Below are 26,219 nucleotides of genomic sequence, written 5' to 3'. Positions count from 1 at the left end.
ATGACCGCTAGCGCACTCACCGCAGTATCCGAGCCCGACCTGCCCGAGGAGACGGCCGAGCGGCCGGCGCGGTTCCGGCTGAGCTGGCTGGCGTCGACGCTGGCGGTGCTGGCCGGCGTCGCGGCGGTCGCCTGGCACGCCACCCGCTACGCGCACTGGATCGTGGACGACGCGGCCATCACGTTCTCCTACGCGCGCAGCGTCGCCGAAGGACTCGGCCCGGTGCTGGCCCCCGGCGCCCCGCCGGTCGAAGGGTTCTCCGACCCGACCTGGATGGTCCTGCTGGCGCTCGGCAAGCTCGCCGGGCTGTTCGACCACGGACTGCTGTTCGGCGTCCCGGACTACGTGCTGTTCCCCAAGCTGCTCGGCTTGTTCTTCACCGCGGGCATCCTGGTGCTCTGCCACCTGGTGGCCCGGCAGGTGTTCCACAGGCACGCGTGGGCGGTCACCCTCGCCACCGGTCTCGGCCTGGCGGCGATCCCGTCGTTCGTGATCTGGGTCGTCTCCGGGCTGGAGAACTCGCTCTTCGCGTTCCTCGTCACCGCGCTCGCCGCGCTGCTGTTCACCGCGCTGCGCAAGGAAAACCCGCTGTCGTTCAAGGTCGCGATCGGGGCCGGCGCGCTCGTCGCGGCCGCCGCGCTGACCCGGCCGGAGGGCCTGATCTACGCCAGCGCGTACCCGATCGTCCTGCTGTTCGGCGTGAAGCGCGAGGGATTCTGGCCCAGCTTCCGGTCCGCGCTGGTGTCGATCGCTTCGTTCGGAGTGCTGTTCGGCGCCTACGTGGTGTGGCGCTACCTGGAATTCCACCGGCTGCTGGCGAACCCGTCGGTGGCGAAGCGGCAAGGTCTGCCCACGCTCAGCTCGATCGTCCGGCCGCACGAGCTGGCGGTGTACGCCGGGGTCGCGCTGACGGTGGTGCTCGGCGCGGTGGTGATCTGGGCGCTGCGCAAGGGTTCCTGGCGGCGTCCGCTGCTCGCGCTGGTCGTGCCGTTCGCGCTCGGGGTGATCGCCTACGGCGTGATGGTGCCGGACTGGATGGCGCAGTACCGTTTCGCGACGCCGGTGTGGGTGCTCGGCACGTTGTCCGGCGTCATGGCGTTCGCCGAGCTGCTGCGGACGGTGCAGCCGCGGTGGCGCGCGATCGCGTCGGTGGTGCTGGTGGCCGCGACAGTCCCGTCGGCGATCGGTTTCGTCCAGCACTCCGACGAGTTCATCAAGCGCCCGACGGTGCCGGCCTGCCTGATCGCGGACCGGTTCGGCCGCGGCTTCAACACCTACGCGGACATGCTCGGCCTTCAGAAAGCGTCGCTGCTGCTGCCCGACCTCGGCGGCTCGTCGATGACCAGCCGGCTCGAACTGGTCGACATGGCCGGCCTGGTGAACGCGCCGATCGCGGACCTCACCCACGACGAGAACATCAAGGGCCTGCGGGACTACGTGTTCGACGTCGTGAAGCCGACCTTCATCCACTCGTGGGGCCCGTGGGCGGACGGCAACCAGATCAGCATCGACCCGCGGATCGACCGGGACTACTACCCGATCCTGGTGTATCCCGGCGAAGGAAAGCGCCAGGGCGACTTCGTCCGCAAGGACGCGGTCACCGATCCGGCGAAGCTCGCGGCGGTGCAGCACTACGCGCAGGTCACCATGATGGACGTGGAGGCGCAGCGGTTCGGGAACGGCCTGGCCGATTGCGGGCCGACCCTGGCTCGGGGCAGCACGATCGCTCCGCGCGGCTGAGTCCGCTCACCGCACCAGCCACAGCGCGCAGGTCGCGGCGGCCAGCGAAACCGGCGTGGTGAGCGCTCCGAGGACGTGGAATTCGCGTGCGCTCGGGTGCTCGCCGTGGCGCAGCACGACGCGCCGCCAGAGCAGCGTCGCCAGCGAGCCGAGGTAGGTCGCGTTCGGGCCGATGTTCACGCCGAGCAGGACGGCGAGCAGGACGCCTTGATTCGGGTGCGGGCCCAGCACGGACAGCAGGATCAGGGTCGCCGGCAGATTGTTGACCAGGTTCGCCAGGATCGCGGCGACCGCCGCGGCGGTCAGAAGCTCGGGCAGGCCGGCGGTGGTCGGCAGGAGGTTCTGCAGCAGGCCGCCCAGGACGTGTTTGTCGACGGCTTCCACGATTACCGCCAGCGCGACGACGAACAGGACCAGCAGCGGCGACGCCTCGGTGATCACTTGCCAGGGGCGGATTTTGCGTTCTGCCAACGCCTTCGCGGCCAGGACCAGCGCGGCCAGCGCGGCGATCCAGACCGGTTCCACGTGGACCAGCTGGCCGGTCGCGAAGCCGGCGAGCATCACGGCCAAGACCCCGAGGGTGAACACCGGGGGCTCGCGGTGCTCGGGTTTTTCGGTGCTGGGCGGTTGCCTGAGGTCTCCGCGGAAGAACCAGGCGAAGACGGCCAGCTCGATGGCGATGGTGACCAGCCAGGGCACTGCCATGAGCGCGGTGAAGCCGGCGAAGGTGAGGCCGGAGGCGGAAAAAGCGAGCAGGTTGGTGAGATTGGAGACGGGGAACAGGGTGGAGGCCGAGTTGGCCAGGTGTGCGCAGGCGTAGACGTGCGGGCGCGCGGTGAGCTTCAGATGCGCGGCGGTGGCCAGCACCACCGGGGTCAGCAGGACGACCGTCGCGTCGAGACTGAGAACTGCGGTGACCAGCGCGGCGGCGGCGAAGGTGAGCAGCAGGAGAGGGCGGGGCCTGCCCCGGCAGGTTTCGGCGAGTTTCCCGCCCAGCCAGGTGAAGACGCCTTCCGCCGCGGCCAGGTGGCTGACCAGGAGAATCGCGGCGAGGAAGCCGAGCGTGGGGAGGATCTGAACGGTCCTCTGGGCGGCTTCCTGGGGGGTGGTGAGACCCAGTCCGATCGCGACAGCGGCGGCGGGGAGGGCGACAGCTGCTTCGGGGAGGTTCCGCGGACGAGTGATCGCGAAGAGAAGGGTGATCGCCAGCAGGAGCAGGGAGGCTGCTGCGGCTAGGGGGCTGGGCACGGTGAGGACGGTAGCCGGGTCGCGGTCGAGCTTGGGACGGCTTGTGCGGTGCGGCACCCCGAAGCCGGATCGCTACCCCGGGGCGTGCTCCGGATCGGGACACCGGGCCGGCCGGCCGGGCCGAACCCAACCCGCCCTCGCCGCCCCGCCCCGGCCACCGGGTAGGCTGCTTCGGCGGACGAGCTGGCAGGACGGTCGCGGCCGGAAACGGTCGAGGAAAGTCCGGACTCCGCAGGGCAGGGTGGTTGTTAACGGCAACCCGGGGCGACCCGCGGGACAGTGCCACAGAGAACAGACCGCCACCGCCGCGAGGCGGGAGGCAAGGGTGAAACGGTGGGGTAAGAGCCCACCAGCATCCCGGGCGACCGGGATGGCTAGGTAAACCCCACCCGGAGCAAGGCCAAGAGGGAGTTTCGGCTCCTGCGCAGGCGATTGAGGGCGGCCCGTCCGATGTCTGCGGGTAGGCTGCTAGAGCCTGTCGGCAACGGCAGGTCCAGATGGATGACCGTCGCCTGTCCGGCCGTGAGGCCCGGCAGGAACAGGATCCGGCTTACATGCCAGCTCGTCCGCCGCATCACTACTATCAGCCGCATGGGTGAAGCCGCCGCGGAAGCTGTCGCGTTCAAGAAGAATTTCGATGTCCTGCACGCTCTGATCTACTTCGCGCCGGAGGCACAGGAACGGCTCTCCGCCGTCGGTCTCGAGGGCGGGTCGATGGCGTACTTCGCCAGCCGGTCGGCGGCGATGGGGCCGGTCGGGCCGGCGGTGGTCACGGCGACGTTCCACAACTTCAACCCGGAGACAGTCGCCCGGTCCGTTCCGCGTGCCTGGGAGCTCGCGACGCCGGAAGCGATCCTGGCGGCTCGGTTCGCGGCGGTCGACGACGCTTACCGGCGGTTGCTCGGGGAAGAAACGCTCGCGTCCGCAGCGGTCGCCGAAGCCGCGGAGCTGGCGCGAGAAGCGACCGAGGGAGCTACGCCGGAAGGGCGTCCGCTTTACGCCGGGCATGCACACTTGGCTTGGCCCGAACAGCCGCACCTCGTGTTGTGGCACGCGCTCACGTTGCTGCGGGAGTACCGCGGGGACGCGCACGTCGCCGCGTTGACCGTGCACGGGCTTTCCGGGCTCGCCGCGCTGGTCACGCACACCGCGACCGGCGACGGGACCGCCGCGGCCGCGGTGAGGCGCACCCGGGGGTGGAGCGACGAGCAGTGGGACGCCGAGGTCGCCGCGTTGACCGACGACGGGATCCTCGCCGCGGACGGCACGCTCACCGAGCGCGGGCAGGACTTGCGGGAGCGGGTCGAAGCGGCGACCAACGCGGCGTCGCGGGGGCCGTGGCAGCACCTCGGCGCGGAGAAGACCGCCCGGTTGGCGGAGCTGTGCCGTCCGCTCGGCCGTACCGCGATCAAGGCGGGCGCGATCCCGAGCCTCAAGCCGCGCGGCTGACCTCGCGGCGGCCGGGCTGCCCGAGATCACGCTTTGTAGTGAACAAGTGCGCACTTCGGGCGCGGTAGTGACCGGAATCGCATCGGAGAGTGATCGATTCCAGATCGTTTTCCAAGCGCCGCGCTCACGCACCGGACTCGCGGCGAGGGGCCGATCGGGGCATGTCACACTGGTCCCCGCCCGACACGCCGGGCTGGAGCGCACCGAGAGTGACCACCGCACCTCCTGCGGGGCCACTTCGCCGGTGCGCTGCGAAATCCGGGTGGCTGGGGTTAATCCGGAGCACCCTTGCCACGATGATGGAGGGCGAGCAATCCTGTGCACCGGACCGCAGCACCCAACCTTGACCACAAGTCGACATGTACCCAGCGCGCTTTGACCATTACGCCAAGTAACGCCATGATGGTGTTCACAGCTTCGCCGAAGCCAGACCAGCGCGGCGCCAACCGTGCACCGGGAGTATCGCGATGACCAGCATGACCACCCTCGAGACGCTGGCTGCCGGGCTCGGCACCGCCAATGTCCGCACTTGGCTGCTCGACAACGTCATCCCGCTCGTGCTGCTCGCGGTAGCGCTTCTGCTGCTGTGGCTCGGCGGCGGCAAGGGAGACAACGCAGGGGTCATGCGGCGGCTCGCCGGCGTCGTCATCGCGCTCGCGATCATCGGGCTGGCGGTGAGCGGCGCGGGCGTCAACGTGGGCCAGTGGATCGCCGGCCTGTTCACCGGCTGAGGCGGAGCAGGCGTGCGGATCAGGACCGATGACGAGGTATACCGGGTCGATGCCGTCTGGCTCGGCCCGCCGAAGGCGACTTTTCCCTGGCGTGCCCGCTACGTCGCGTGGCTCGTCGGCATTCCCATCTTCCTGCTCGTGCTCACCGTGGAGCGGTGGGTCGGCTGGAGTTTCGGGTTCTTTTCCACGGCGTGGGCGTTCGTGGCCACGATCGTGATCACCCGGCTGATCACCGCCAAGATCAGCCACGAGCGCCCGCTGGGCGCGGTGATCGCGATGATGGGCCAGGAGCTGCGCGCGCCGCGTGAACAGACTTCGGGCGAGGGCGGCGCGGCGAGCGCCAGCCGGGTCCGGGTGCGGGCGCAGCGCCCGCTGCCGAAGCACAAAAGAAGGCGGCAATACCAGCACCACGGCGTCAGCCGCGGAGCGGGAACCAGGGCCGGGAATCAGGGAGCACCACGAGCGCGCCGGAGCCGCCCCGCGGCTCGGGCCGGGAGGTAGTCGTTGTTCGGTCGCGGCGGAAGCCGAGGGAAGCGGGATCGGGACACCCCTGCCGACGCGTGGAACGCGCAGTCGCAGGGCCGTTCGCCGTCCGGCGGCAAGAACTCCGGCGGCAAGGGCCGCCGGCTGCCCGGTGAGCAGGCGATACCGGCGTACACGCCGTCGATCGCCGCGCGCAGCATCGACGGGCACCTGCTGCGGACGGGGTACGAGGTGTACGCCTGGTACCGGCTCGCACCGCAGCGCTGGTCGTTCCGGTCCGATTCGCAGCGCCGGGACCTGATCGCGGCCATCGCCGGCCAGTACTCCGAGCTGCAGGGCCGCTGGCTGCACCTGCGCGTCACGAACCGGCCGTACCCGATCCGGATGTGGGCCGAGGCGCACGTGCACAACGCGGTCGGCCGGCCGAACGACGTCCCCGGCGCGCCGTCGTTCGACGACTACCTGATCGGCGAGCAGCAGCAGCTGATGGGCCGCTCGATGGCGGAAAAAGAGGTCTACCTGGGCGTTCAGGTGCAGACCCGGCGGATGGTGGACCGCGCGGTCGAGCGTGCCGCGCCGGTGCTGCGCCGGATCCTGCCCGAGGCGGTCGACGCCGAACTCGCCGCGCTGGACTCCGAGATCGAGCACCTCGACCAGGTCATCGGCAGCGCCGGGCTGGAAGGCCGCCCGGTGCACGCCGAGGAGATGTCCTGGCTGATGCACCGCTCCTGCTCGCTGGGCCTGCCCGCGCCGCGCAACATGCCCGCCGTGCCCGGCGCCGCCTGGGAACCGGAAGACCTCGCCAGTTTCACCGACGCGGCTGACTTCCACGCCGACCCGTACGCGCCGACGGTCACCGTGCGCGGCCGCACCGGGTCCAACGCCGGCGTGTCACGGCACCTCGCGGTGCTCACCGTCGGCCAGATGCACGGGCTGCAGATCCCCGAGGTGGACGACCCGTGGATCCAGCACGCGGACCGGCTGCCGGCCGCGGTCGAGGTGTCCGCGCGGATCTACGTGCGCCGCCCGGAAGAGGTGTCCGGCGAGCTGCAGCGGCAGATGAACAAGGTCCGCTCGCAGGTCAAGCACTACACCGACGAGCACGAGCTGGAACCGCCGCAGTCGCTGTCGCGGCAGGCCGGGCGGGTGCTGGAGATCGACGACGAGATGACGTCGGGCTTCACCGCGCTCGCCACCCGGGTGCGGTCGTGGTGGCGGCTGGCGGTCTCCGGGCCGACCGAGCGCGACGCGCTGCGGCTCGCCCAGCAGCTGCTCGACCTGTACAAGCCGAAGATCGCCATCGAGCACCCGGAAGCGCAGTACGCGATGGCGCGCGAGTTCATCCCGGGCGAGCCGCTCGCCTCGGCCGCGTACATGCGCCGCGGCTCGGTGGTGTGGACGGCGTCCGCGGTGCCCACCGCGACCGCGGAGGTCGGCGACCGGCGCGGCATCCTGCTCGGCGAAACGGTCACCGCGACCCGGCGGCCGGTCGCCTGGGATCCGTGGATGGCACAGGAGATCCGCGACGGATCCGGCCTCACCGCGATGGTGGCCGGCCTCGGCGGCGGCAAGTCGTTCCTCGGCGGCGGAATCGTCTACAAGACGCTGCGAGCCGGCGCGCACTGGACGATCCTCGACCCGTCCGGCCCGCTGTCGCGGCTGTGCGACCTGCCGGAGATCCGCCCCTACGCGCGGCCGATCAACCTGCTCAACGCCCAGCCCGGCATCCTCAACCCGTACCGGGTGGTCGCCGATCCGCTGATCGAGCACTTCATGGACGAGGAGGACCCGGAACGCTCCTGGCGGCGCGAAAAGGCGCTCGCCGGAGCGACCCGGCGGCGGCTGGTGCTGGACGTGCTCACCGGCGTGCTGCCGTACGAGGTGTCCCGGATGGCGCAGACCCGGATCGTGCTGCTGCGCGCGGTCCGCGCGGTCGGCGGCCGGTTCGACGCGGACCCGGGCCAGGTCATCGACGCGCTGCGGCGCGACTCCAGCGAGCACCACGAGCACGCGGTCGTGGTCGCCGACTTCCTGGACGAGATGCGCGAGCGGATGGCGCTGCTGATCCCGGAGGACGGCGCGGACCCGTACGCCGAGACCCGCGACGACCGGATGACCGTGCTGACCATGGCGGGTCTGACCCTGCCCAAGGACGGCGTGCCGCGCGAGTACTGGACCGACGCCGAATCGCTCGGCGTGGAAATGCTGAACCTGGCGGCCTGGCTGACCCAGCGGTCGGTGTACGAGAAGCCGAAGGAACTGCGCAAGGGCGTCTGGATCGACGAGGCGTTCTTCCTGTCCGAGGTGCCGACCGGGCGAGTGCTGATGAACCGGTTCGCTCGTGACTCGCGGAAGTGGAACGTCCGGGTGCTGCTTTCGTCGCAGATCCCGGCGGACTTCCTGAAGATCCAGGGTTTCGTGGCGCTGCTGGACTCGGTGTTCGTCGGCAGGCTGGACGACGACGACGCCCAGGCGGACGCGCTGCGGCTGCTGAAGGTGCCGGTCGGCGTCGGCTACGAGCAGGTCGTCGCGGCGCTGGGCCGCCGCCCGGGTGCGCAGCGCGGCCTGGAACGCGACATGGAGCCCCGGCAGTTCATCTTCGGCGACGGCGCCGGCGGCGTGGAGCGGATCCGCGTCGACTTCTCCGGCCCGCATCTCGACTCGTTGCGCGCGGTCATGGACACCACCCCCGGTTCGCCCGACGCACGCACGAAGAAACCCGGCAGCGAACTCGTGGCACCCCGCGAGGACGAGGCCAAGCCGTACGTCCCCGCCCCACCGGAGGACGACGAGCTGGAACACGACTTCGAACTCCAAGCGGAACTCGAGGTCGGTCTCGCCGACGAGCAGCTGCTGGGCTCGCCGGACCCGCTCGCGTCCGAAACCGGCGAGGTGGAGGGTGCAGTGCACAACGGACGTTCGGCCGAGGACCGGCACGCCCGCGCGGGCAAAGGCGGCACCGGCAGGGATGCCGCATGAAACCCGCTGATCCGACCCGGCCGGCGACGGCCTCGAGGAGGCCTGCGTGAACACCGTCTTCACGCTGGCGTTCGTCCTCGCGTTCGCCGCCGGCTGGCACGCGCTGCGCAAGCGGATCAAGGAAGGGCCGAAACCCGGCCGCGGCCGCCCCAGCCGCCGCGCGGCGATGCTCGCCGTGGTGGCGGTGATCGGCGTGCAAACGGTGCTTTTCGCCCCGGCGGCGAACGCCGCGGCGTGCGGGGAATCGCCCAATCCGGAGCGTCCCGGGGCGGGCATGGTCGGCGCGCTCGACCCACCGGTCGAAGGCCACGGCGAGGCGGGCAGCCCGTACCTGCAGTACAACTACGCCGGGTTGGTCTGGAACACCTACCAGACCAACTGCACCGCGCTGTCGGCGATCGCGTCGCCGAGCACGACGATCGACACCTGGGCGGGCAACCAGCTCTTCAACATCGGCAAGAACATCGTCGGGGCCACCAACTCGCTGCACTACACGGTGCTCGAGGGCGGCTTGCTGAACCCGATCTACAACGCGGTGAAGTCCGGCGCGGAGAAGGTCTACAACAACGTTTACGCGCAGCTGTTCGGCCTGGTGGCGCTGCTGATGTCGATCATGCTGTTCAGCAAGATCTGGCGCGGTGACCTGGCCGGGGTCAGCAAACGCGCGTTGTACGGGCTGGCCGCGGTGTGGCTGGCGGCCTCGTCGCTGGCGATGCTGCGCTATCTGGATCCGATCGACAACGCGATCGTGCAGACCACGACCAATATCCAATCCGGGTTCGTCGACAACTCGGAGAACAAGGTCGTCCGGCACATCCTGCCGACGGAGCTGCACAACGAGGTCGTCTACCAGAACTGGCTGCGCGGGGAATTCGGCGACCCGAATTCGCCGCAGGCCAAGCAATACGGGGAGAAGCTGCTCGACGCGCAAGCGTTCACCTGGCCGCAGCTGCGCAACGGGGACGACGCCAAGCAGGACGTCATCGACGGCAAGAAGGCTGCCTTCAAAGACATCTCGACCAAACTCGGCCCCACCACCGGCTACTTCACCGGCGAAGCCGGTGGTCGCACCGGGTCCGGGTTCCTCGCTCTCGGCCAGAGCCTCGTCTACTCGCTTTTCCAGCTGCTGGCCAAGGCGTCCGTTCTGCTCGCCCAGGTGCTGATCCGGCTGTTCGCGCTCACCGCGCCGCTGATCGGCCTGGTCGCGCTGCTGCACCCGGACATCCTGCGCCGGGTGCTCAAGGTGGCCGGCGCGATCGCGTTCAACCTGGTCGTGCTGTCCGTCCTGGCCGGCGTGCACGCGCTGCTGCTGCAGGCGATCTTCGGCGCGGGCGATTCGCTCAACCTGCTCACCAAGATGGTGCTGGCCGGGCTTATCACCGTGCTGCTGTTCCTGGTTGGGCGTCCGGTGCGGCGGTTGTGGCAGATGGTCGAGATGTCGGTCAGCATGGTCGGCGGTGCGGTGCCGTCGCCGCGCGGCGGGATTTTCTCCCGGTTTCGCGGGAACAACGGGCCGACGCCGCAGGACGAGTTCTGGCAGAACGTCCGCGACACCGACGACGTGGTCGACGGCGAGGTGCGCGGCCCGATCGGCGCGACCGTCGGCGGCGGCCGCTACCGGCCCGAGGCGGCGGTGTTCGCCAGCGCGCAACGGCTCGACAACGGCTCCCGGGCCGCTCGTCCCGCCGCGGCGTGGTCCGGCGCTCCGTGGCCGGGCGCGATCGGTCCGGCCCAGTCGGCCGCGGGCGCGCTGCCCGCGGGCCGCGGCGGCGCGGCGCCGGTGTTCGGCCAGTACCACCCGGTGGCCGGCGCGCCCGGCGACTACGTGCTGTCCAGTTCGGGCCGTCCGCTCCGGGAGAGCAGGCAGGTCGACACGTCCCCGGTCGCGGACCGGCGGTGGAGCGACGAGCCGGAGCCGGTGGTCGTGCCGTCCCGGATGAGCGCGCCGGACCGCGGGTACTCCGCGCCCGCCCCGGACCAGCCGGGCTACACGCCGCCGGGCATCCGGGCGCAGCCGCGCCGGGTGGACCCCGAGGTGGTCGCCGGGAAACCGGTGTTCGTGCTGTATCGCCCGTCGCGCGGCATCGAAGTGCGCGACACCGACCAGGTCATGGGGCGGTGACCCGTGCCGATCCGCACCAACCGCGGCCGGACCGCGGTCTACCGCCGCCTGTGGGGTTTCCCGCTCCGCTCGCCCCGGCATCTCGTCGGCACGCTGGTGTTCCTCGCGTTGGTAGTCACCGCGCTGGGCATCGGCCTGCCGAAGGTGCTCGGCAAACCGGCGGCCGCGCAGACCGGCGCCGCGGCGTCGTCGTCAGCCGCGCCGCACACCGGCGTCGCGGCCCCGGTGCCGAGCACTGAGACCCTGCCGACCCGGCTGACCCAGCCGCTGGTCACGCCTACCTCAGCGGCGCCGAGCCCGGAGGCGGTCAACGTCGCCAGGCAGTGGGCGAACGCCTGGGTGCGCCATCCGGCGGGCATCTCGAACGCTGACTGGCTGAACGGGATGCGCGGGCTCACCACCGACGAGTACCTGCCCGTGATGTCCACTGTGGACCCGGGGAACATCCCGGCAACCAAGGTGACCGGCGACCCGACGGTCGTCGAGTCGTATGTCAGCTCGGTCAAGGTCGTGGTCCCCACCGACGGTCCGAAACTCAGCATCACCGTGGTCAAGACTGACGCGGGATGGCGAGTATCGGACTACGACCAGGCGAGCTGACCGTGAAGATCGCGGTTCTCGTCGCGGTGCTGGTCGCCGCGGTTTTCGCCGCTGTGCTCACCAGCAACGTCGTGACGAAGGTCGTCACCGACCAGCAGGCGGCGGCGGGCGGGATCGCCCCGGCGGCCTGCGACGCGGCGATCGGCCCCACCCAGCCCGGGCAGCCGGCGCAGGGCGGCTCGGACGCTTCCCAGCTCGACCAGGAATCGCGCAACACCGTGTCGCTGATCATTTCGATCGGCAAACAGCGCAGTCTGGCGCCGCGTGCCTGGCAGGTCGCGATCCAGGCCGGGATGACCGAATCGCGGCTGCACAACGTGCACTACGGCGACCGCGACTCGCTCGGCATCTTCCAGATGCGCCCGTCGATGAACTGGGGCAGTGCGGCCCAGGTCACCGACCCGAACTACGCGATCAACAAGTTCTACGACGTGCTGCTGGCCGTCCAGGACTGGCAGAACATGCGCCCCGGGGACGCTGCGCAGCAGGTCGAGCGTTCCGGTTTTCCGGACCGGTACCACCGGTGGGAGGCCATGGCGGCTTCGCTGGTGCAGAACCTGGGACAGATCGCCGACGTGGTCGGCTGCGGGCAGGGTGTCGGCGCGGCGCTGCCGCCGAGCCAGGCAGCCGCGCAGGCGATCAAGTTCGCGCTCGCCGAACAGGGCAAGCCCTACGTGTGGGGCGCGACCGGCCCGGATTCGTTCGACTGCTCCGGTCTGATGCTGCGCGCTTACGAGTCGGCGGGGGTGATCCTGCCGCGCGTGTCGCGGGACCAGTACAAGGCGGGCGCGATGCTCCCGGTACGCGAGGCGCAGCCCGGCGACCTGGTGTTCCTCGCGACCGACCCGGCCGATCCCTCGACCATCCACCACGTCGCGATGTACCTGGGCGGCGGCAAGATCGTCGAGGCCCAGCAGACCGGCGTTCCGGTGCACGTCCGGCCGTTCTCGTTCGACGAGCGCGAAGTCGTGCCGCAGGCGGTGCGCCCCGGCGTCTAGCATGGGTACGGGAGGCACCGGCTCTTGACCCGGTCCAACGGGTCCGGATTCACCCGAAGTCGCGGCCTGTCCACGAGCACGTGGCCGCGCGCTGGCAGAGGATGGCACACGTGGCACGGAAATTCGGCAAGCGCGGCAAAGCGGGCCAGAACGAGCCCCAGGACCCGGCGGCGCTGTTCGGCGCGCCGCAGCCGCCGCGCCAGTCCGCGCACCCCGCGTCGAGCACTCCGCTGGCGGACCTGCTGAACCAGGGCTGGCCGGGCGTGGACCCCGGGTACGTCGTCCTGCCGCGGTCGCTGGCCGAGGGCATGTCGCTGCCGTGGCAGCAGCAGATGGCGGCGCTGCTGGCCCAGTTCCACGCACAGCACGGGCAGCTGTCCTGGCCGGTCTACCGGGTGGTGCCGTCCCGGTACGAGCGCTTGGTCGATCTCGACGAGGAGCAGCTGGCCGAAGCCGGCTACCTCGTCGAGATGGACGCCGAAGGCGAGATGGTGTACCGCGAGCGCAGCGGCCGGAAAGTCCAGGACCCGGAGCGCACGACGGTTCTGGTGTCGTCGCTGGACCCGATCCAGAAGCGGATGCCAGGCAGTCCGGCGGGCCCGCCGGGGGCGGTGCCCGGGGAGCCGGCGGCACCGGGGCCGTTGGCCGCGCCGGTTCCGATGAACATCGGCCCGGCACCGGTGTGGCGGTCGGTGCCGCACGGGCCTGAGGAGGGGATGCCCGGGTCGGTTTCCGGTGGTGGTCCGGGAGCGGCGGACTCGGGCTCCGGTGCTGGACCGGGTGTCCCGGGGGCGGTGCCGTCAAGGAATGTCAGCCAGGCTCCGCCGGCCGGCCTAGTCCCGCAGCCGCCGGTGCAGCCGCCCGCGCCGGCCGGGCCGCCGCCGGGCGCGGCCGAGGCGGCTGGCGGTCGGGAGCAGTCTTCGGCACCGCCCGGTCCGGTGGTGCCCAGTCCGCCTCCGGTGGAGGAAGCCCGGGAATCGGTTGCGCCCGAACCGGTTTCACCACTTGTCGGCGAGAGCGCGGGCGGACCGGAGACTGCGGAGACATCGCTCGCCGCAGAACCGGAACAGACGGGTTTTTCGGTCCAGGAAGCTCCGGCTGACGGGACATCGCCGCCCGTCGAGGAGGAGGTCGCGGAGGCTGCGGACGAGCCCTCGGTTGCGGTCGAGCCTCCTGCCGAGGCCCCGCGATCTGGCGTGGACGAGGTGTCGGCGGCAGGTCCGGCTGCGGTCGAGGAGCCTCTCGCCGAGCCGGTCCCGGTTGCCTCTCGCGACGACGCCGCGGTGCCCGCCGTTCCGGCACCCGACTCGGAGATAGCGGAACTCGGCGAGGCGAGCGCGGAACCAGTGGAGGTCGCCGAACCCGCAGCGGAACCCGTGGCGCCTGCGGAGCCGGTTGTGCCGGTTGCTGAACGGGTGGCGACGGAACCAGTTCCCGTCGAGCCGCCGAGGACGCCCGAACCGGCGAAGGTGTCTGCGCAGCCGACGACGCCCGAGCCGCCGATCGCAGCGGCGGGCCAGTCTGTCGTCCCGGGTGTTCCAGCGCGTCCGGTGGCCGATCCGGCGAGTGCTCCGGCCGTCCCGGATTCGCCGGTCCCGTCCGGACGCCGCGACGCGACCAGCGACGCGCAGCTCCGTGCCCGGCAGGCGTGGCAACCGAAGCCCTACGTGCACGAGCCGCGGCAACCGGCCCGCCCTGCGGCGGAAGCTGTTCCGCCGCAAGGGAATGCCGCGGGTGGGGTGGGCCAGCAGGGTCGGCCTGAACCGGGTCCGTATGCACCGGGCGTCACGCAGCCTCGGCCGCCAATCGAGAGCACGGCGGCATACGAACCGCGCCCGCCGATGCCCAGCGCGCCGCCGGGGACTCCGGCTGGGGGCGTCGCGCAGCAGTCGATGCCACAGCCGCCGCACGCGGGCGCGGTGCCGCCGTATCAGCCAGTGCCGCCATCCGCGGCGGTGCCGCCGCAGTCTCAGCCTGGGCCAGTGCCTCACCAACCGCCTTTGGCCCCGCCGCAGCCTCCGGCCGGACCGCCGCCGGCCATGGCCGGGCCGCAGCAGACTCCTCCCGCGCCGGTTCAGCCGCCGAGTTCGGCGGGAGTCCCGCAGTACGGGCAGCCGGCGTCCCCCGCGTGGGAGCAGCATCCGGTTACGCCGGTCGATCCGCCGCAGGGTGCGGGATTCGGCAGTCCGCCGCCGGCCCCGTCGCCCGCTGCCTACGGGCAGCCGCCGACGCCGTCGGGGCAGTTCCCCCTGCCGCAGCCCGGCGGCGGGGTTCGTCCGGCTGAGACCGGGCCGGACGGACGGCCGTTGCCGGTCTTTCCCGGGCAGGAGACCGGGCCGGCCGCGCCGCCGCCGGCGAGCCGGGTGCATCGGACCGAGCTGCCGGTTTTCCCGGGGAAGGAACCGGCCGTGCCGCCGGTGCCGGAGCCGAGCCACCGCGCGCCCGAGGACGACGCCGCGACTCCGCCGCGCGGCATCGCGGTGCCGGATTCCCGCGGGTGGTTCGACGAGCACCCGGACCACGAGGACTCCGACGCGCCAGCCGAGTTCGGTCCCACCGGCGCGCCCACCGAGATCCCGTTCCGCTGGCGCAACTGAGCGGCGAAGTGCCAGGCTGAACCTATGTCTGACGATCCGAACCCCGACCAGGGCTGGTACTACAACACTCGCACTCGCGAAGTCGAGCACCTCGAGCGCAGCCGCGGTGTCGACCTCCTCGGCCCGTACCCGGACGAGGCCACGGCCCGCCGTGCGCTCGAGATCGCCCGCGAACGCACCCGAGAAGCCGACGCGGCCGACCGCAAATGGGACGGCGACTGACCGCGCCGGGCAAACCCGAGCGCGAGGTGCTTCTCGGCCGAGCAGCGCCCGCGCTCCCCACCGCGGACGGCGAGAGCGGTCTGCCGGAATCGCGCTCGACGGGAAGCTGTGCGGACGAGCCCGGACGGATCCGTTCCGGTCGGCCGGGCTCGTCCGGCCGAACCCCGCGGACGGACCTGTCCAGCTGTCCTCAGCGCCCTGCCGTGCTACCGCGCCAGGGGGCGGGCCCTGGCGCGCTGACGCGGCCTCAGCGGCCCGCCGACACCGCCGGGTCCAGCACGAACTCCGGGTCCACCTGCTCCGCCAGATCCATCCCCGCCCGGCCATTGCCCCACGCCTGGGCGTTGCGCAGGTGGAACTCCACCCCCTGCCGCTGATACCGCACCCAATCCCGGGGCGTCTCGTCCACCTGGGACTTCATCGCGGCGAGCGTGGACAGGTTCTGCGGCTCCAGCTCGCCGATCGGCCGCGCCGCCCCGCGCTCGGCGGCTCGGACGTGGCCGGACGTCGTGATCCAGCCCAGCAGCGCCGGGCCCAGCTGCGCGGTCAGGAACTCCACGTCGTCGCTGTCGGTCACCTTGTTGCCCACCGCGACCAGGTGCACGCCGAAATCCCGGGCATGGTCGGCGTACTGCCGGTAGACGCCGACGCTGCGCAGTGTCGGCTCGCATACCAGGAACGTCACGTCGAACCGGGTGAACAGGCCCGAGGCGAACGCGTCCGCGCCGGCCGTCATGTCCATCACCACGTATTCGTCCGGGCCGTCGACCAGGTGGTTCAGCAGCAGCTCCGCCGCGCCGACCTTCGAGTGGTAGCAGGAGACGCCCAGGTCGTCTTCGGTGAACTGGCCGGTCATGCCCAGCCGGACGCCGTTCAGCTGGCGGAAGCAGGCGTCGAAGACCGGGTTGTCCTCGAACGGGCGGACCAGCCGCGAGCCGCGGCCGGGCGGGGTGGTTTTGATCATCGCGTCGGCGGAGGCGATGCGCGGGTTGTCGCCGCGCAGGTAGTCCTTGATCAGGGGCAGGTGCTCGCCCAGGGTCGGCCAGGTCAGCGCCTGCTGCGGGCTCGCGCCCAGCGCCACCGCCAGGTGCTGGTTGATGTCGGCGTCGATGGCCAGCACCGGGTGGCCGGCACCGGCCAGATGGGCCACGAACAGCGACGAAAGAGTCGTCTTCCCGCTGCCGCCCTTGCCGACGAACGCGATCTTCACGTGCCTGCCCCTTCTGAAAATGAAGACGGTTATCAGTTGCATGGCACGCTACACCCGACCGGCCCGCGCCCGAACGGGCGATCTCGGGCGGTCCGGCGGGATACTGTTGGAGCGTGCCGCCACTCGTGCTGAGAACGCCAGCGTCGGGAGGGGACTTCGGTCGTCTCCGGGCGGAGTTCGCGTTGCCGGAATCGTTCGGGCCGGAGGTGCTCGCGGAGGCCGAAGCGGCGGTGCTCGATCCGCTCGCCTCGGCCGGCGGCCGCGAGGACGCCACCGGCCTGCCGTTCGTCACGATCGATCCGCCCGGGTCGAAAGACCTGGACCAGGCCATGGTGATCGAACGCAGGGCGGGCGGGTTCCGGGTGCAGTACGCGATCGCCGACCTCGCCGCGTTCGTGCCGCCGGGCGGGGCGCTCGATCACGAGGCACGGCGGCGCGGGCAGACGCTGTACCTGCCGGACGGGAACGTGCCGCTGCATCCGCCGGTGTTGTCCGAGGGCGCGGCGAGCCTGCTGCCAGGCGAGGTACGGCCCGCTGTCCTGTGGACGATCGACGTCGGCGAGGACGGCGAGATCGAGGCGACCCGGGTGCGGCGGGCGTTGATCCGGTCCACCGAGCAGCTCGACTACGAAGGGGTGCAGGCGGCGCTGGTCACCGGGCGGCCGCATCCCTCGGTCGAAGCGCTGCCGGATCTCGGGCGGTTGCGGCGGAGGCTGGCCGTGCAGCGCGGTGCGGTCGAACTGCAGTTGCCGGAGCAGGAGATCAGCGGCGGGGTGGACGGCGGCTGGGTGCTCGCGCGCCGGCCGCGTACCGTCGTCGACGCGTGGAACGCCGAGATCTCGTTGCTCACCGGGATGGCGGCGGCGCGGATCATGATCGACGCGGGGGTCGGCGTGCTGCGGACGTTGCCGCCGCCCGAATCCGACGCGGTCCAGTGGTTGCGGCGCTCGGCCGCGGCGGTCGGGCTGGCGTGGCCGGCCGAACTCGCCGTGTCGGAGTTTCTGTCCGCTTTGGACCCGGGACGGCCGGAGTCGATGGCGCTGTACGCCGACACGACGCGGCTGTTGCGCGGCGCGGGATACACGGCGTTCGACGGCGAATTGCCCGCGGTGACCACGCACGCCGGGATCGGCGGGGCGTATGCGCATGTCACCGCGCCGATTCGCCGGCTGGTCGACCGGTTCGGCACCGAGGTGTGCCTCGCGGTGACCGCGGGACGCGAGGTTCCGGAATGGGTGCGCGAAGCGCTGGCCGAGGTGCCCGGCCAAATGTCTGCTTCGGACAGTCTGGCGGCACGGGTGGAACGCGCGTGCATCGATCAGGTCGAAGCGTGGGTGCTGGCCGAGCATGTCGGGCACGAGTTCACCGCGGTGGTGCTGCGCGCGGAGGAGACCCGGGCGGAGATCCTGGTCGAGCATCCGCCGGTGATGGCGAAGTGCTCCGGCGAGCGGTTCCCGGAGGGCGCGCGGATCGCGGTGCGGCTGACCGAGGTGGACGTCGAGCAGCGGAAGGTGTCGTTCGAGCGAGTATGAGGAACGCGGAACTGGTGGACGATCTCGGCGAGCCGGTGCCGCTGGCCGGACCGCCGCGGCGGGTGGTGTCGCTGGTGCCGTCGCTGACCGAGGCGGTCGAGGTCAGTGCGCCGGGAAGGCTGGTCGGGGCGACGGATTACTGCACCCATCCGGCGGAGCTGGACGTGGCACGGGTCGGCGGGTCGAAGTACCCGAAGCTGGACCGGGTGCTGGCGCTCGGACCGGACCTGGTGCTGGCGAACTCCGAGGAAAACCGCCCGGAGGATGTGGAAACCCTGCGGGCCAACGGGATTCCGGTGTTCGTGATGGCCGCCGCGGAATCGGTGCCGGCCGCGCTGGGTTCGTTGCGACGCATTCTCGCCCAGGTGTACGAAATCGACGAGCCGGACTGGCTGGTGACCGCCGAGGACCTCTGGCGGGAGACCGCGCCGGTACGGCACCGGGCGGTCATCCCGGTGTGGCGCAAGCCATGGGTGGTGCTGGGCCGCGACACCTTCGCCGGGGACGTGCTGCGCCGCGTCGGCGTGGCGAATGTCTACTCCGGACACGCGGAGCGCTATCCCCGGCCTTCCCTGGAAGAAATCCGGGAGACCGGGGCCGACCTGGTCGTACTGCCCGACGAGCCGTACGAGTTCACCCAGGACGACGGCCCCGGCTTCTTCCCGAAGATGCGTCCGGTGCTGATCTCCGGGCGCTACCTCACGTGGTACGGACCGTCCTTAGTGGACGCATACGCGGCGCTCAGAGAGTCAGTCCGGTAAGGACGGTCACCCGCTCCTCGGTGAAGTCCGCCATCGCCGCGGCCGGGCCTTCCCGGCCGACGCCGGAGTCCTTCACCCCGCCGTAGGGCATCTGGTCGGCGCGGAAGCTCGGCACGTCGCCGACCAGCACGCCGCCGACTTTGAGCCGGGCGGACACGTCGAACGCGGTCGGCAGATCGCGGGTGAAAACGCCAGTCTGCAGGCCGAATCGGGACGCGTTGATGCGCGCCACCCCGTCGTCCACAGAGGACACCCGGACTAGTGAGACGACCGGGCCGAACACCTCGTCCGCCATCACCGAAGCGTCTTCCGGGGCGTCGGCGAGCACGGTCGGCTCCACCGTCGCACCCGAACGGCCGCCGCCGGCGAGCAGCTTCGCGCCGGCGGCCACCGCGTCCGAGACCCAGGATTCGACCCGGGCCGCGGCGGCTTCGTTCACCAGCGGGCCGACGTCGACGCCGTCCTCGCGCGGGTTTCCGGTGCGCAGCGCGGCGACCTGCGCCAGCACCTTGGCCTGCAGTTCGTCGTAAACGTCGGCGTGCGCGTACACGCGCTGCACCGAGATGCACGACTGCCCGGCCTGGTACATCGCGAAGGTCGCGATCCGCTGCGCGGCGAAGTCCAGGTCCGTCCAGTCCGGACAGACCAGCACCGCGCCATTGCCGCCGAGCTCCAGCGCGACATGCTTGCGCGGCACCGTGTCGCGGATAGCCCAGCCGACCGGCACCGAACCGGTGAACGACACGACCGGCAGCCGCGGGTCCTTGACCAGTTCGGCGGTCGCCTCGTTGCCCAGCGGCAGGATCGACCAGCTGCCCGCCGGCAGGCCGGTCTCGGCCAGGATCTCGCCGAGCAGCAGAGCGGTCAGCGGCGTGGCCGGGGCCGGCTTGAGCACGATCGGCGCACCGACCGCGATCGCCGGAGCGACCTTGTGCGCCACCAGGTTCAGCGGGAAGTTGAACGGCGTGATGCCCAGCACCGGGCCGCGCGGCACGCGGCGGACGAGCGCGAGCCGTCCGGTGCCGCCCGGGTCGGTGTCGAGCCGCTGCAGGTCGCCGGAGAACCGGCGGGCCTCTTCGGACGCCCAGCGGAACGTCGACACCGCCCGGCCGACCTCGCCGCGCGCCCACTTCAGCGGTTTGCCCGATTCCGCGGTGATCAGCTGCGCGATTTCGTCGGCCCGCTCGGCAAGACGGCGCGAGACGTGGTCGAGTGCGCCCGCACGGACGTGCGCGGGTAGCGTCGCGTACTCGTCGGCGACGTCCGCCGCGGCCTGGACCGCGGCCTCCACCTCGCCCGGTCCGGGCAGGTAGTGCGAACCGGCGTCGGAGCCGTCGAACGAATGCCGGACGACGGCGGTATCGCCGGCGGTGACCGGCTTTCCAGCTACCCAGAACGGAAAAGTCACTTCACAGCCTCCGTGCGGATCGCGTACTCGAGGACCGCCAAGCCCTCGTCGAGCAACTCGGTGGACAGGGACAACGGGGGCAGCAGCCGGACGACGTTGCCGTAAGTGCCGCAGGTGAGGATCACGACGCCCTGCGCGTGACAGGCCGCGGCGATCCGCTTGGTCAGGTCGGCGTCCGGCTCAGTGGTGCCCGGCTTGACGAACTCGGCGGCCAGCATCGCGCCGCGGCCGCGGACGTCGCCGATCACGCCGGTCTCCTCGGCCAGCGCTCGCAGCCGCGGCAGCACCTGCTCCGCGACGCGCTTGGCGGAGCCGGCCAGGTCCTCGCCCCGCATGGTCTCGATCGCGCCCAGCGCCGCGGCGCACGCGATCGGGTTGCCGCCGTAGGTGCCGCCGAGGCCACCCGGGCCGACCGAGTCGAGCAGTTCCGCGCGCCCGGTCACCGCGGCCAGCGGCAGACCGCCCGCGATGCCCTTGGCCGTGCAGACGAGGTCCGGGACGACCTCTTCGTGCTCTGAAGCGAACCAGTTGCCGGTGCGGCAGAAGCCGGTCTGCACCTCGTCGGCGACGAACACGACGCCGTTCGCCTGGCACCACGCCGAGATCGCCGGCAGGAAACCGGGAGCCGGTTCGATGAAGCCGCCCTCGCCCTGGATGGGTTCGAGCACGACGGCCGCTACCTGGTCGCCGCCGATCTGCTTCTCGATCCGGTCGATCGCCTGGCGCGCGGCTTCCGGGCCGGCCAGCCCGTCGCGGTACGGGTAGGAGCCCGGCACCCGGTACACCTCAGGCGCGAACGGGCCGAAGCCGTGCTTGTAGGGCACCGACTTCGCGGTCATGCCCATGGTGAGGTTGGTGCGGCCGTGGTAGGCGTGGTCGAACACCACGACGGCCTGGCGGCCGGTGGCGGTGCGCGCGATCTTCACGGCGTTCTCGACCGCTTCGGCACCGGAGTTGAACAGCACCGACTTCTTCGAGTGGTCGCCCGGCGTCAGTTCGCCCAGCGCCTCGCACACCTCCACGTAGCCCTCGTACGGGGTCACCATGAAACAGGTGTGGGTGAACAAGGACGCCTGCTCGCGCACTCGGTCGACCACCTCGGGCGCGGAGTGCCCGACGCTGGTCACCGCGATGCCCGAGCCGAAGTCGATCAGCACGTTGCCGTCGGCGTCGGTGAGCAGCCCGCCGCTGGCCGAGGTGATGTAGGCGGGCAGCGTCGACGCGACGCCCGCGGCGACCGCGTTGGCGCGGCGCTCCTGCAGCGCACGGGAAGCGGGCCCGGGGATTGCGGTCTGCAGCCTGCGCTGCCGGGGTGCCGGAGCCTGCGGCTCGGCGGCGATGCTGGTAGTCACGGGTCGCTCCTGCGTCGCGGTCGTGGGGCGGTGCGGCCGGAAAGGACCGGCGCGAGCACTCACGACACCTGGGGGGTCGCCCCTCAGGATGGGGCTTTCGCGGCCCGCCGTCAGCTGGACATTCTGTCCAATTCTGTAGCTACAATTGGCCGTTATGGCATTAACCCTGCGCGCGCTGGCCGCCGAACCCGCACTCGGTCTGCGCGTGGTGGCCGGCGAGGCCGGGCTGGACCGCCCGATCGGCTGGGTGCACCCGACCGAGCTGACCGACCCGCAAAGCTTTCTCGAAGGCGGCGAGCTGCTGCTCACCACCGGTCTGACGCTGTACAGCGCGACCTATGCGGGGTACGTCCGGCGGCTGGTCGACGCGGAGGTCGCCGGGCTCGGGTTCGGCATCGGGCTGAGTCACGCGCAAGTGCCGGACGCGCTCGTGGCGGCCGCGGACGAGGTCGGCTTGCCGGTCTTGGAAGTGCCGAGGGAGACGCCGTTCATCGCCATCACCCGTGCGGTGTCCCGCGCGGTCGCCGCGGACGAGTACGCCGCGACGGTCCGGATCGGCCGGGCGCAGCAGGAACTGACCCGCACTGCGGTCGGCCGAGCCGGGGCTGGGGGAGTGGTGCGACGGCTCGCGCGGCTCATCGACGGCTGGGTGGTGCTGTACGACTCGGCCGGCCGGGTACGCGAAGCCGCGCCCGCCCGGGCGCGCGAGATCGAGTTGGACGTCAGCGGTCTTCGGGCTGGCACGCGAGTGTTGTCGGTCGGTGACGACGAGGTCGTGCTGCAGACTCTGCACACGCGCGGCGCGCTGGCGGTCGGCACCGAGGAACCGTTGGACAGCACTGGGCGGCACATCGTCAACACGGCTGTGTCGCTGCTTTCCCTTGCCCTGGAACAAGACCGTGCACAACGGGTTTCGCTTTCCCAGCTGCACACCGGCGTGCTGGAGCTGCTCGCCGCCGGGCAGGCCGAGCTGGCGCGGGAGGTCCTGCCGGATCTTCCGGCGCGACCGTGGACCGTCTTCGCCGTGCAGGGCACCAAGGCCGCCCGGAACCTGCTGTACGAGCGGCTGGAAACCCTTGCCGGCCAAGTGTTCGTCGCGCATCGCGGGGACAACCTGATCATCCTGGCCGAGAACGGCGAACTGGCGAATACGGTCGCCGAAGCGGGAGAGTTCCACAGCGGGCTTTCGAGTGCCGCGGATTTCCCGGCCGCGCTGCGGCAAGCAGAAGAAGCGGCAGCCGCGGCGCGGGCGCGACGGGTTCCGCTACTGCGCTACGCCGACTACGCCGGGGCCGGCCTGCTCGGCCTGGTCGATCCACAAGCCGCGCAAGCGTTTTCCGAACAGCTGCTCACGCCGATCCGCGAGTTCGACCGGACCGGCCGCGGCGATCTGGAAACGTCGGTGCGCTGCTGGCTCGAACACCACGGGCACTGGGATCTGGCGGCGGCGAAACTCGGCGTGCACCGGCACACCCTGCGCAACCGGGTTGCCAAGGCCACTGAGCTGTTGGGCCGCGACCTGGACGCGCCTGGCGTCCGCGCCGAATTGTGGTTCGCCCTGCAGCTCCGGCCCTGACCCGCCGGTTCAAGACCTCCTCGCACGCGCGCCGATCCCGGTCGAGCGACCGGCACCGTCCGTGAAGGGCCCCATGCGGGAATCCAAGTCCGGTAAGGGGCCCTTCACGGACTTGCTCGCCGCCGCCGGGAGCAAGGCGCAGGCTCAGGCGGTGACCAGCAACGTGATCGGCGAATCCCCGCACCGGCGCAGGATCGTCCCGCCCGGCGTCGTCCGCGGCTCGGCGCCGGCCGCCCACCACGCGGGCACGTCGATCTCGCGCACCAGCGACCCGGTCGCCTGCCGCACGCTGTTCGACACGATCACCCGGCCCTGCGCGTTGAGCAGCGCGGCGGCCCGGCCCAGCGCGCGCAGCCGGCGACTCACTGTGCGCTCGAACTCGCGCACATACACATCCGCACCAACGATTCCGACGAATTCCTCACCGCGGGTGACTGGCACCGTGAAGGTAAGCGTGTACTCGTCGGTGCAGAGATAGTCCACGTACGGACCGTTGATGTGCCGCCGCCCGCTGTCTCGCGGCACGGTGAACCACGATTGCCGCGTGTAGTCGAGGAAATTCGGGCTCTCCGGGTCCAGGCTGATGAACAGCTGCTCCGGCTTCTCGTCCTCGGTTCCGCAGGAGGTCCACCATTCGAAGCCGAATTCCTGGTCGGCCAAGGCGTTCGGCGCGCTGACGAAGCCGGCGCCGACCACCAGGCCGCCGAGGGCATCGATGACCTGCGGCCGGATACCGGGCAGCGCGTCCGCGGTCGAGCCGCCGGGTTCGGCGAGCAGTGCCTCGGCGGCGGCCAGGACCGGCTTCAGGCGCGCGAAAATCTCCTCGACGAGTGCCGAGACCTGGGTTACGACGTCGTCGCCGGGCAGCGCGGAAGTGTCGGTCACGATGCTCACCTCGTGATGCGGGGTCATCGGAGCTTACGGCGTTTCGAGCGTTAAGTGCAGATCGGCGAGACGGTCGAGTGCACTGAGAATGTGGTCCTCGGTCAGCGCGCGCGCCCGATCGCCGTCGGCGGCGGCGATCGCGGTGACGATCGCCTGGTGCTCAGCGTAGGACCCGCGGCAGGCTTCCTCGTCGCCGAGGGGCGCCCAGAGCAACACCCCGTGTTCGCCCTGCAGCTGAACTTCCTGGTTGGTGAGCCGCGGGGACTGGGCGGCGGCGGCGACTTCGAGGTGGAAGTGCCGTTCCGCGCGGGTCGCGTCCGGGCCGGTCGCGCCGAGGAGGTCTTCCGCGGTGAGGCGCAGCCGTTCGAGGTCTTCGGGCGTGCTGCGTTCCGCGGCGAGTTTCGCGGCGGAACCGGCGACGGCCAGGTAGTGGTCGCCGAAGTCGCGCAGCTCGGCCATCGACACCAGGCGCAGGCGTTCGGCCCAGGAGCTCTGCGCCGGCCACTCCGGCGTGCGCACGAAGCTCCCGCCGCCCCGGCCGCGGCGGGTTTCCACCAGGCCCTGCTGCCGCAGCACGGCCAGCGCCTCGCGGACAGTGACGGTCGAAACCCGGAACTGCGCGGCGAGCTCGGCTTCGCTCGGCAGCTGTTCGGCGTCGTCGAGCAGGCCCAGGGTGATGGCGTCGAACAGCCGCGCCGCGACCGCCTCCGCGCGCCCCACCTGATCCAGCGGAGCGAACATCGCCAGTCGTGCGCTGTTCGACATCTCCTTGCGCATCGTTGGTCCACCCGTCTCGGCCTGCGATGGGGCTAATCCTGCCCCAGGGTCTTGTCATTTGAAATATGGAGTTATATGTTTCACCCTGCCACGGAGAGTCAGGAGGCGCACGCGTGCAGGAGTTGAAGCACTACGTCGGCGGCAAGTATGTCGATTCGCTGTCCGGGAAGGTCGCGGAGATCGTCGACCCGGTTACTGGACGTGCATACTGCACCGCGCCGGTGGCTGGCGCCGAGGACGTCGACAACGCGCTCAAGGTCGCCGCGGAGGCGTTCGAAAGCTGGCGCGAGACGACCCCGGCGCAGCGGCAGCTGGCGCTGCTGAAGATCGCCGACGCGCTCGAAGCGCGGGGCGAGGAGATCATCCGGGTCGAAGCGCAGGACACCGGCAAGCCGTTCGCGCTGACCATGCAGGAGGAACTGCCCGCGGTCATCGACCAAGTGCGCTTCTTCGCCGGTGCCGCCCGCGTGCTCGAAGGCCGCGCGGCCGGTGAGTACCTGGAGGGCCACACGTCGTTCATCCGGCGCGAACCGGTCGGCGTCTGCGCCCAGGTGACGCCGTGGAACTACCCGCTGATGATGGCGATCTGGAAGATCGCGCCCGCGCTCGCGGCCGGCAACACCATCGTGCTCAAGCCCTCCGACACCACCCCGGCCTCCACGCTGCTGCTCGCCGAGATCTGCGGCGAGCACCTGCCAGCCGGGGTGTTCAACGTGATCTGCGGCGACCGCGACACCGGCCGCGCCCTGGTAGAGCACGAGATTCCCGCGATGGTGTCGATCACCGGCTCGGTGCGGGCCGGCATCGAGGTCGCCGGTTCGGCGGCGCACGACGTCAAGCGGGTGCACCTGGAACTCGGCGGCAAGGCCCCGGTGATCGTCTTCTCGGACGCCGACCTGGAAGCCGCCGCGGAAGCCATCGCGGTCGCCGGGTACTTCAACGCCGGCCAGGACTGCACCGCCGCCACCCGGGTCCTCGTGCACGAAGACGTGCACGACACCTTCGTCACCGCGCTCACCCGTCAGGCCGAGGCCAACAAGACCGGTACCGGCGAAGACGCCGCCTACGGCCCGCTCAACAACGCCGCCCAGCTGGAGAAGGTTTCCGGCTTCATCGACCGGCTCCCCGGGCACGCGACCGTCCACTGTGGAGGGCGACGCGCCGGCGACGAGGGCTACTTCTACGAGGCCACCGTGGTTTCCGGCGCTCGCCAGGACGACGAGATCATCCAGAACGAGGTGTTCGGCCCGGTCATCACCGTGCAGCGGTTCACCGAGGACGACGAGGCGCTCAAGCTCGCCAACGGCGTCCCGTACGGCCTGGCGTCGTCGGTGTGGACCAAGGACCACCAGCGCGCCATGCGGTTCTCCGCGAAGCTCGACTTCGGCTGCGTGTGGATCAACACGCACATCCCGCTCGTGGCCGAGATGCCGCACGGCGGGTTCAAGCGGTCCGGCTACGGCAAGGACCTTTCTCTGTACGGCCTCGAGGACTACACCCGCGTCAAGCATGTGATGAGCGCGCTGTAGCCATCGTGACAAGATCCATG

The 26,219-nt window shown here is 71.1% G+C and carries 20 protein-coding genes and 1 other RNA gene; 15 read left to right on the top strand and 6 right to left on the bottom strand.

The annotated features are described in order from the left end of the window. A complete protein-coding gene (locus tag AMYBE_RS0126195) occupies nt 1–1,740 on the top strand; it encodes a hypothetical protein (RefSeq protein ID WP_020662361.1) in 1,740 nt (579 codons plus the stop codon). 6 nt (nt 1,741–1,746) lie between these two features. Here the strand turns inward: AMYBE_RS0126195 and AMYBE_RS0126190 are convergent, their stop codons facing one another. After that, the gene (locus tag AMYBE_RS0126190) at nt 1,747–2,988 is read right to left on the bottom strand and encodes an SLC13 family permease (protein WP_034289224.1); all 1,242 of its coding nucleotides are present in this window, start codon (nt 2,986–2,988) and stop codon (nt 1,747–1,749) included. A 179-nt stretch (nt 2,989–3,167) separates the two neighbouring features. On the opposite strand from AMYBE_RS0126190, the gene rnpB reads away from it, so the two are divergent. The 10 genes from rnpB to AMYBE_RS0126145 all read left to right on the top strand — a co-directional run bounded on the left by rnpB (nt 3,168) and on the right by AMYBE_RS0126145 (nt 15,169). Continuing rightward, nucleotides 3,168–3,557, top strand: an RNA gene (rnpB, locus tag AMYBE_RS43640) — RNase P RNA component class A. A 22-nt stretch (nt 3,558–3,579) separates the two neighbouring features. Further along, nucleotides 3,580–4,437, top strand: a complete 858-nt coding sequence (locus tag AMYBE_RS0126185; protein WP_020662359.1) for an SCO6745 family protein — start codon at nt 3,580–3,582, stop codon at nt 4,435–4,437. Nucleotides 4,438–4,904: 467 nt separating this feature from the next. Next, nucleotides 4,905–5,168 carry a hypothetical protein gene (locus AMYBE_RS0126180; protein ID WP_020662358.1) on the top strand — a complete coding sequence of 88 codons (264 nt, stop codon included), beginning with the start codon at nt 4,905–4,907 and terminating at the stop codon, nt 5,166–5,168. 12 nt (nt 5,169–5,180) lie between these two features. Next, complete coding sequence (locus AMYBE_RS0126175) at nt 5,181–5,669, top strand: hypothetical protein (protein ID WP_020662357.1); 489 nt, start codon at nt 5,181–5,183, stop codon at nt 5,667–5,669. Nucleotides 5,670–5,672: 3 nt separating this feature from the next. Then, nucleotides 5,673–8,630, top strand: coding sequence for an ATP-binding protein (locus tag AMYBE_RS0126170; protein WP_020662356.1), 2,958 nt, complete (start codon nt 5,673–5,675; stop codon nt 8,628–8,630). A 46-nt stretch (nt 8,631–8,676) separates the two neighbouring features. Further along, on the top strand, nt 8,677–10,752 hold the full coding sequence (locus AMYBE_RS0126165; protein WP_020662355.1) for a hypothetical protein: 2,076 nt from the start codon (nt 8,677–8,679) through the stop codon (nt 10,750–10,752). A 3-nt stretch (nt 10,753–10,755) separates the two neighbouring features. Continuing rightward, nucleotides 10,756–11,352, top strand: a complete 597-nt coding sequence (locus AMYBE_RS0126160; RefSeq protein WP_020662354.1) for a hypothetical protein — start codon at nt 10,756–10,758, stop codon at nt 11,350–11,352. A gap of 2 nt (nt 11,353–11,354) precedes the next feature. Beyond that, nucleotides 11,355–12,350 (top strand): C40 family peptidase, encoded by a 996-nt coding sequence (locus AMYBE_RS0126155; RefSeq protein ID WP_020662353.1) that lies wholly within the window; start codon nt 11,355–11,357, stop codon nt 12,348–12,350. A 110-nt stretch (nt 12,351–12,460) separates the two neighbouring features. Next, nucleotides 12,461–14,947 carry a hypothetical protein gene (locus tag AMYBE_RS46810; protein WP_020662352.1) on the top strand — a complete coding sequence of 829 codons (2,487 nt, stop codon included), beginning with the start codon at nt 12,461–12,463 and terminating at the stop codon, nt 14,945–14,947. 24 nt (nt 14,948–14,971) lie between these two features. After that, complete coding sequence (locus AMYBE_RS0126145; RefSeq protein ID WP_020662351.1) at nt 14,972–15,169, top strand: hypothetical protein; 198 nt, start codon at nt 14,972–14,974, stop codon at nt 15,167–15,169. A gap of 247 nt (nt 15,170–15,416) precedes the next feature. On the opposite strand, the gene AMYBE_RS0126140 is transcribed toward AMYBE_RS0126145, so the two are convergent. After that, a complete protein-coding gene (locus AMYBE_RS0126140; RefSeq protein WP_020662350.1) occupies nt 15,417–16,379 on the bottom strand; it encodes an ATP-binding protein in 963 nt (320 codons plus the stop codon). A 113-nt stretch (nt 16,380–16,492) separates the two neighbouring features. On the opposite strand from AMYBE_RS0126140, the gene AMYBE_RS0126135 reads away from it, so the two are divergent. Beyond that, the gene (locus tag AMYBE_RS0126135; protein ID WP_425386915.1) at nt 16,493–17,911 is read left to right on the top strand and encodes an RNB domain-containing ribonuclease; all 1,419 of its coding nucleotides are present in this window, start codon (nt 16,493–16,495) and stop codon (nt 17,909–17,911) included. Then, nucleotides 17,908–18,672: a helical backbone metal receptor gene (locus AMYBE_RS0126130; protein WP_020662348.1), complete on the top strand. Its 765-nt coding sequence runs from the start codon at nt 17,908–17,910 to the stop codon at nt 18,670–18,672. Before AMYBE_RS0126135 ends, AMYBE_RS0126130 begins: the two co-directional genes overlap by 4 nt. Here the strand turns inward: AMYBE_RS0126130 and AMYBE_RS0126125 are convergent. Then, nucleotides 18,653–20,080: an aldehyde dehydrogenase family protein gene (locus tag AMYBE_RS0126125; protein WP_020662347.1), complete on the bottom strand. Its 1,428-nt coding sequence runs from the start codon at nt 20,078–20,080 to the stop codon at nt 18,653–18,655. The genes AMYBE_RS0126130 and AMYBE_RS0126125 overlap by 20 nt on opposite strands. Further along, a complete protein-coding gene (gabT, locus tag AMYBE_RS0126120) occupies nt 20,077–21,432 on the bottom strand; it encodes a 4-aminobutyrate--2-oxoglutarate transaminase (RefSeq protein ID WP_020662346.1) in 1,356 nt (451 codons plus the stop codon). The genes AMYBE_RS0126125 and gabT overlap by 4 nt, the downstream gene beginning before the upstream one ends. A gap of 154 nt (nt 21,433–21,586) precedes the next feature. Between gabT and AMYBE_RS0126115 the strand changes: the two genes are divergently transcribed. Beyond that, nucleotides 21,587–23,008 carry a PucR family transcriptional regulator gene (locus AMYBE_RS0126115; RefSeq protein WP_020662345.1) on the top strand — a complete coding sequence of 474 codons (1,422 nt, stop codon included), beginning with the start codon at nt 21,587–21,589 and terminating at the stop codon, nt 23,006–23,008. Nucleotides 23,009–23,152: 144 nt separating this feature from the next. On the opposite strand, the gene AMYBE_RS0126110 is transcribed toward AMYBE_RS0126115, so the two are convergent. Both AMYBE_RS0126110 and AMYBE_RS0126105 read right to left on the bottom strand, forming a co-directional pair. After that, nucleotides 23,153–23,920, bottom strand: coding sequence for a cache domain-containing protein (locus AMYBE_RS0126110; RefSeq protein ID WP_020662344.1), 768 nt, complete (start codon nt 23,918–23,920; stop codon nt 23,153–23,155). A gap of 6 nt (nt 23,921–23,926) precedes the next feature. Continuing rightward, a complete protein-coding gene (locus AMYBE_RS0126105) occupies nt 23,927–24,670 on the bottom strand; it encodes a FadR/GntR family transcriptional regulator (RefSeq protein WP_020662343.1) in 744 nt (247 codons plus the stop codon). A 113-nt stretch (nt 24,671–24,783) separates the two neighbouring features. Between AMYBE_RS0126105 and AMYBE_RS0126100 the strand changes: the two genes are divergently transcribed. Beyond that, entirely contained in the window at nt 24,784–26,199 is a 1,416-nt protein-coding gene (locus AMYBE_RS0126100) for a gamma-aminobutyraldehyde dehydrogenase (RefSeq protein ID WP_020662342.1), read from the top strand. Nucleotides 26,200–26,219 lie beyond the last annotated feature (20 nt).

This window comes from Amycolatopsis benzoatilytica AK 16/65, assembly GCF_000383915.1.
Classification (GTDB): Bacteria; Actinomycetota; Actinomycetes; order Mycobacteriales; family Pseudonocardiaceae; genus Amycolatopsis; species Amycolatopsis benzoatilytica.
The sequence above is the reverse complement of the archived record's forward strand: the minus strand, read 5'-3'. Positions and strand labels throughout refer to the sequence as shown.

Coding starts and splice junctions, on each gene's coding strand:
- AMYBE_RS0126195 (WP_020662361.1), top strand. CDS start 1: ATGACCGCTAGCGCACTCACCGCAGTATCCGAGCCCGACCTGCCCGAG.
- AMYBE_RS0126185 (WP_020662359.1), top strand. CDS start 3,580: ATGGGTGAAGCCGCCGCGGAAGCTGTCGCGTTCAAGAAGAATTTCGAT.
- AMYBE_RS0126180 (WP_020662358.1), top strand. CDS start 4,905: ATGACCAGCATGACCACCCTCGAGACGCTGGCTGCCGGGCTCGGCACC.
- AMYBE_RS0126145 (WP_020662351.1), top strand. CDS start 14,972: ATGTCTGACGATCCGAACCCCGACCAGGGCTGGTACTACAACACTCGC.
- AMYBE_RS0126130 (WP_020662348.1), top strand. CDS start 17,908: ATGAGGAACGCGGAACTGGTGGACGATCTCGGCGAGCCGGTGCCGCTG.
- AMYBE_RS0126115 (WP_020662345.1), top strand. CDS start 21,587: ATGGCATTAACCCTGCGCGCGCTGGCCGCCGAACCCGCACTCGGTCTG.
- AMYBE_RS0126110 (WP_020662344.1), bottom strand. CDS start 23,920: ATGACCCCGCATCACGAGGTGAGCATCGTGACCGACACTTCCGCGCTG.
- AMYBE_RS0126105 (WP_020662343.1), bottom strand. CDS start 24,670: ATGCGCAAGGAGATGTCGAACAGCGCACGACTGGCGATGTTCGCTCCG.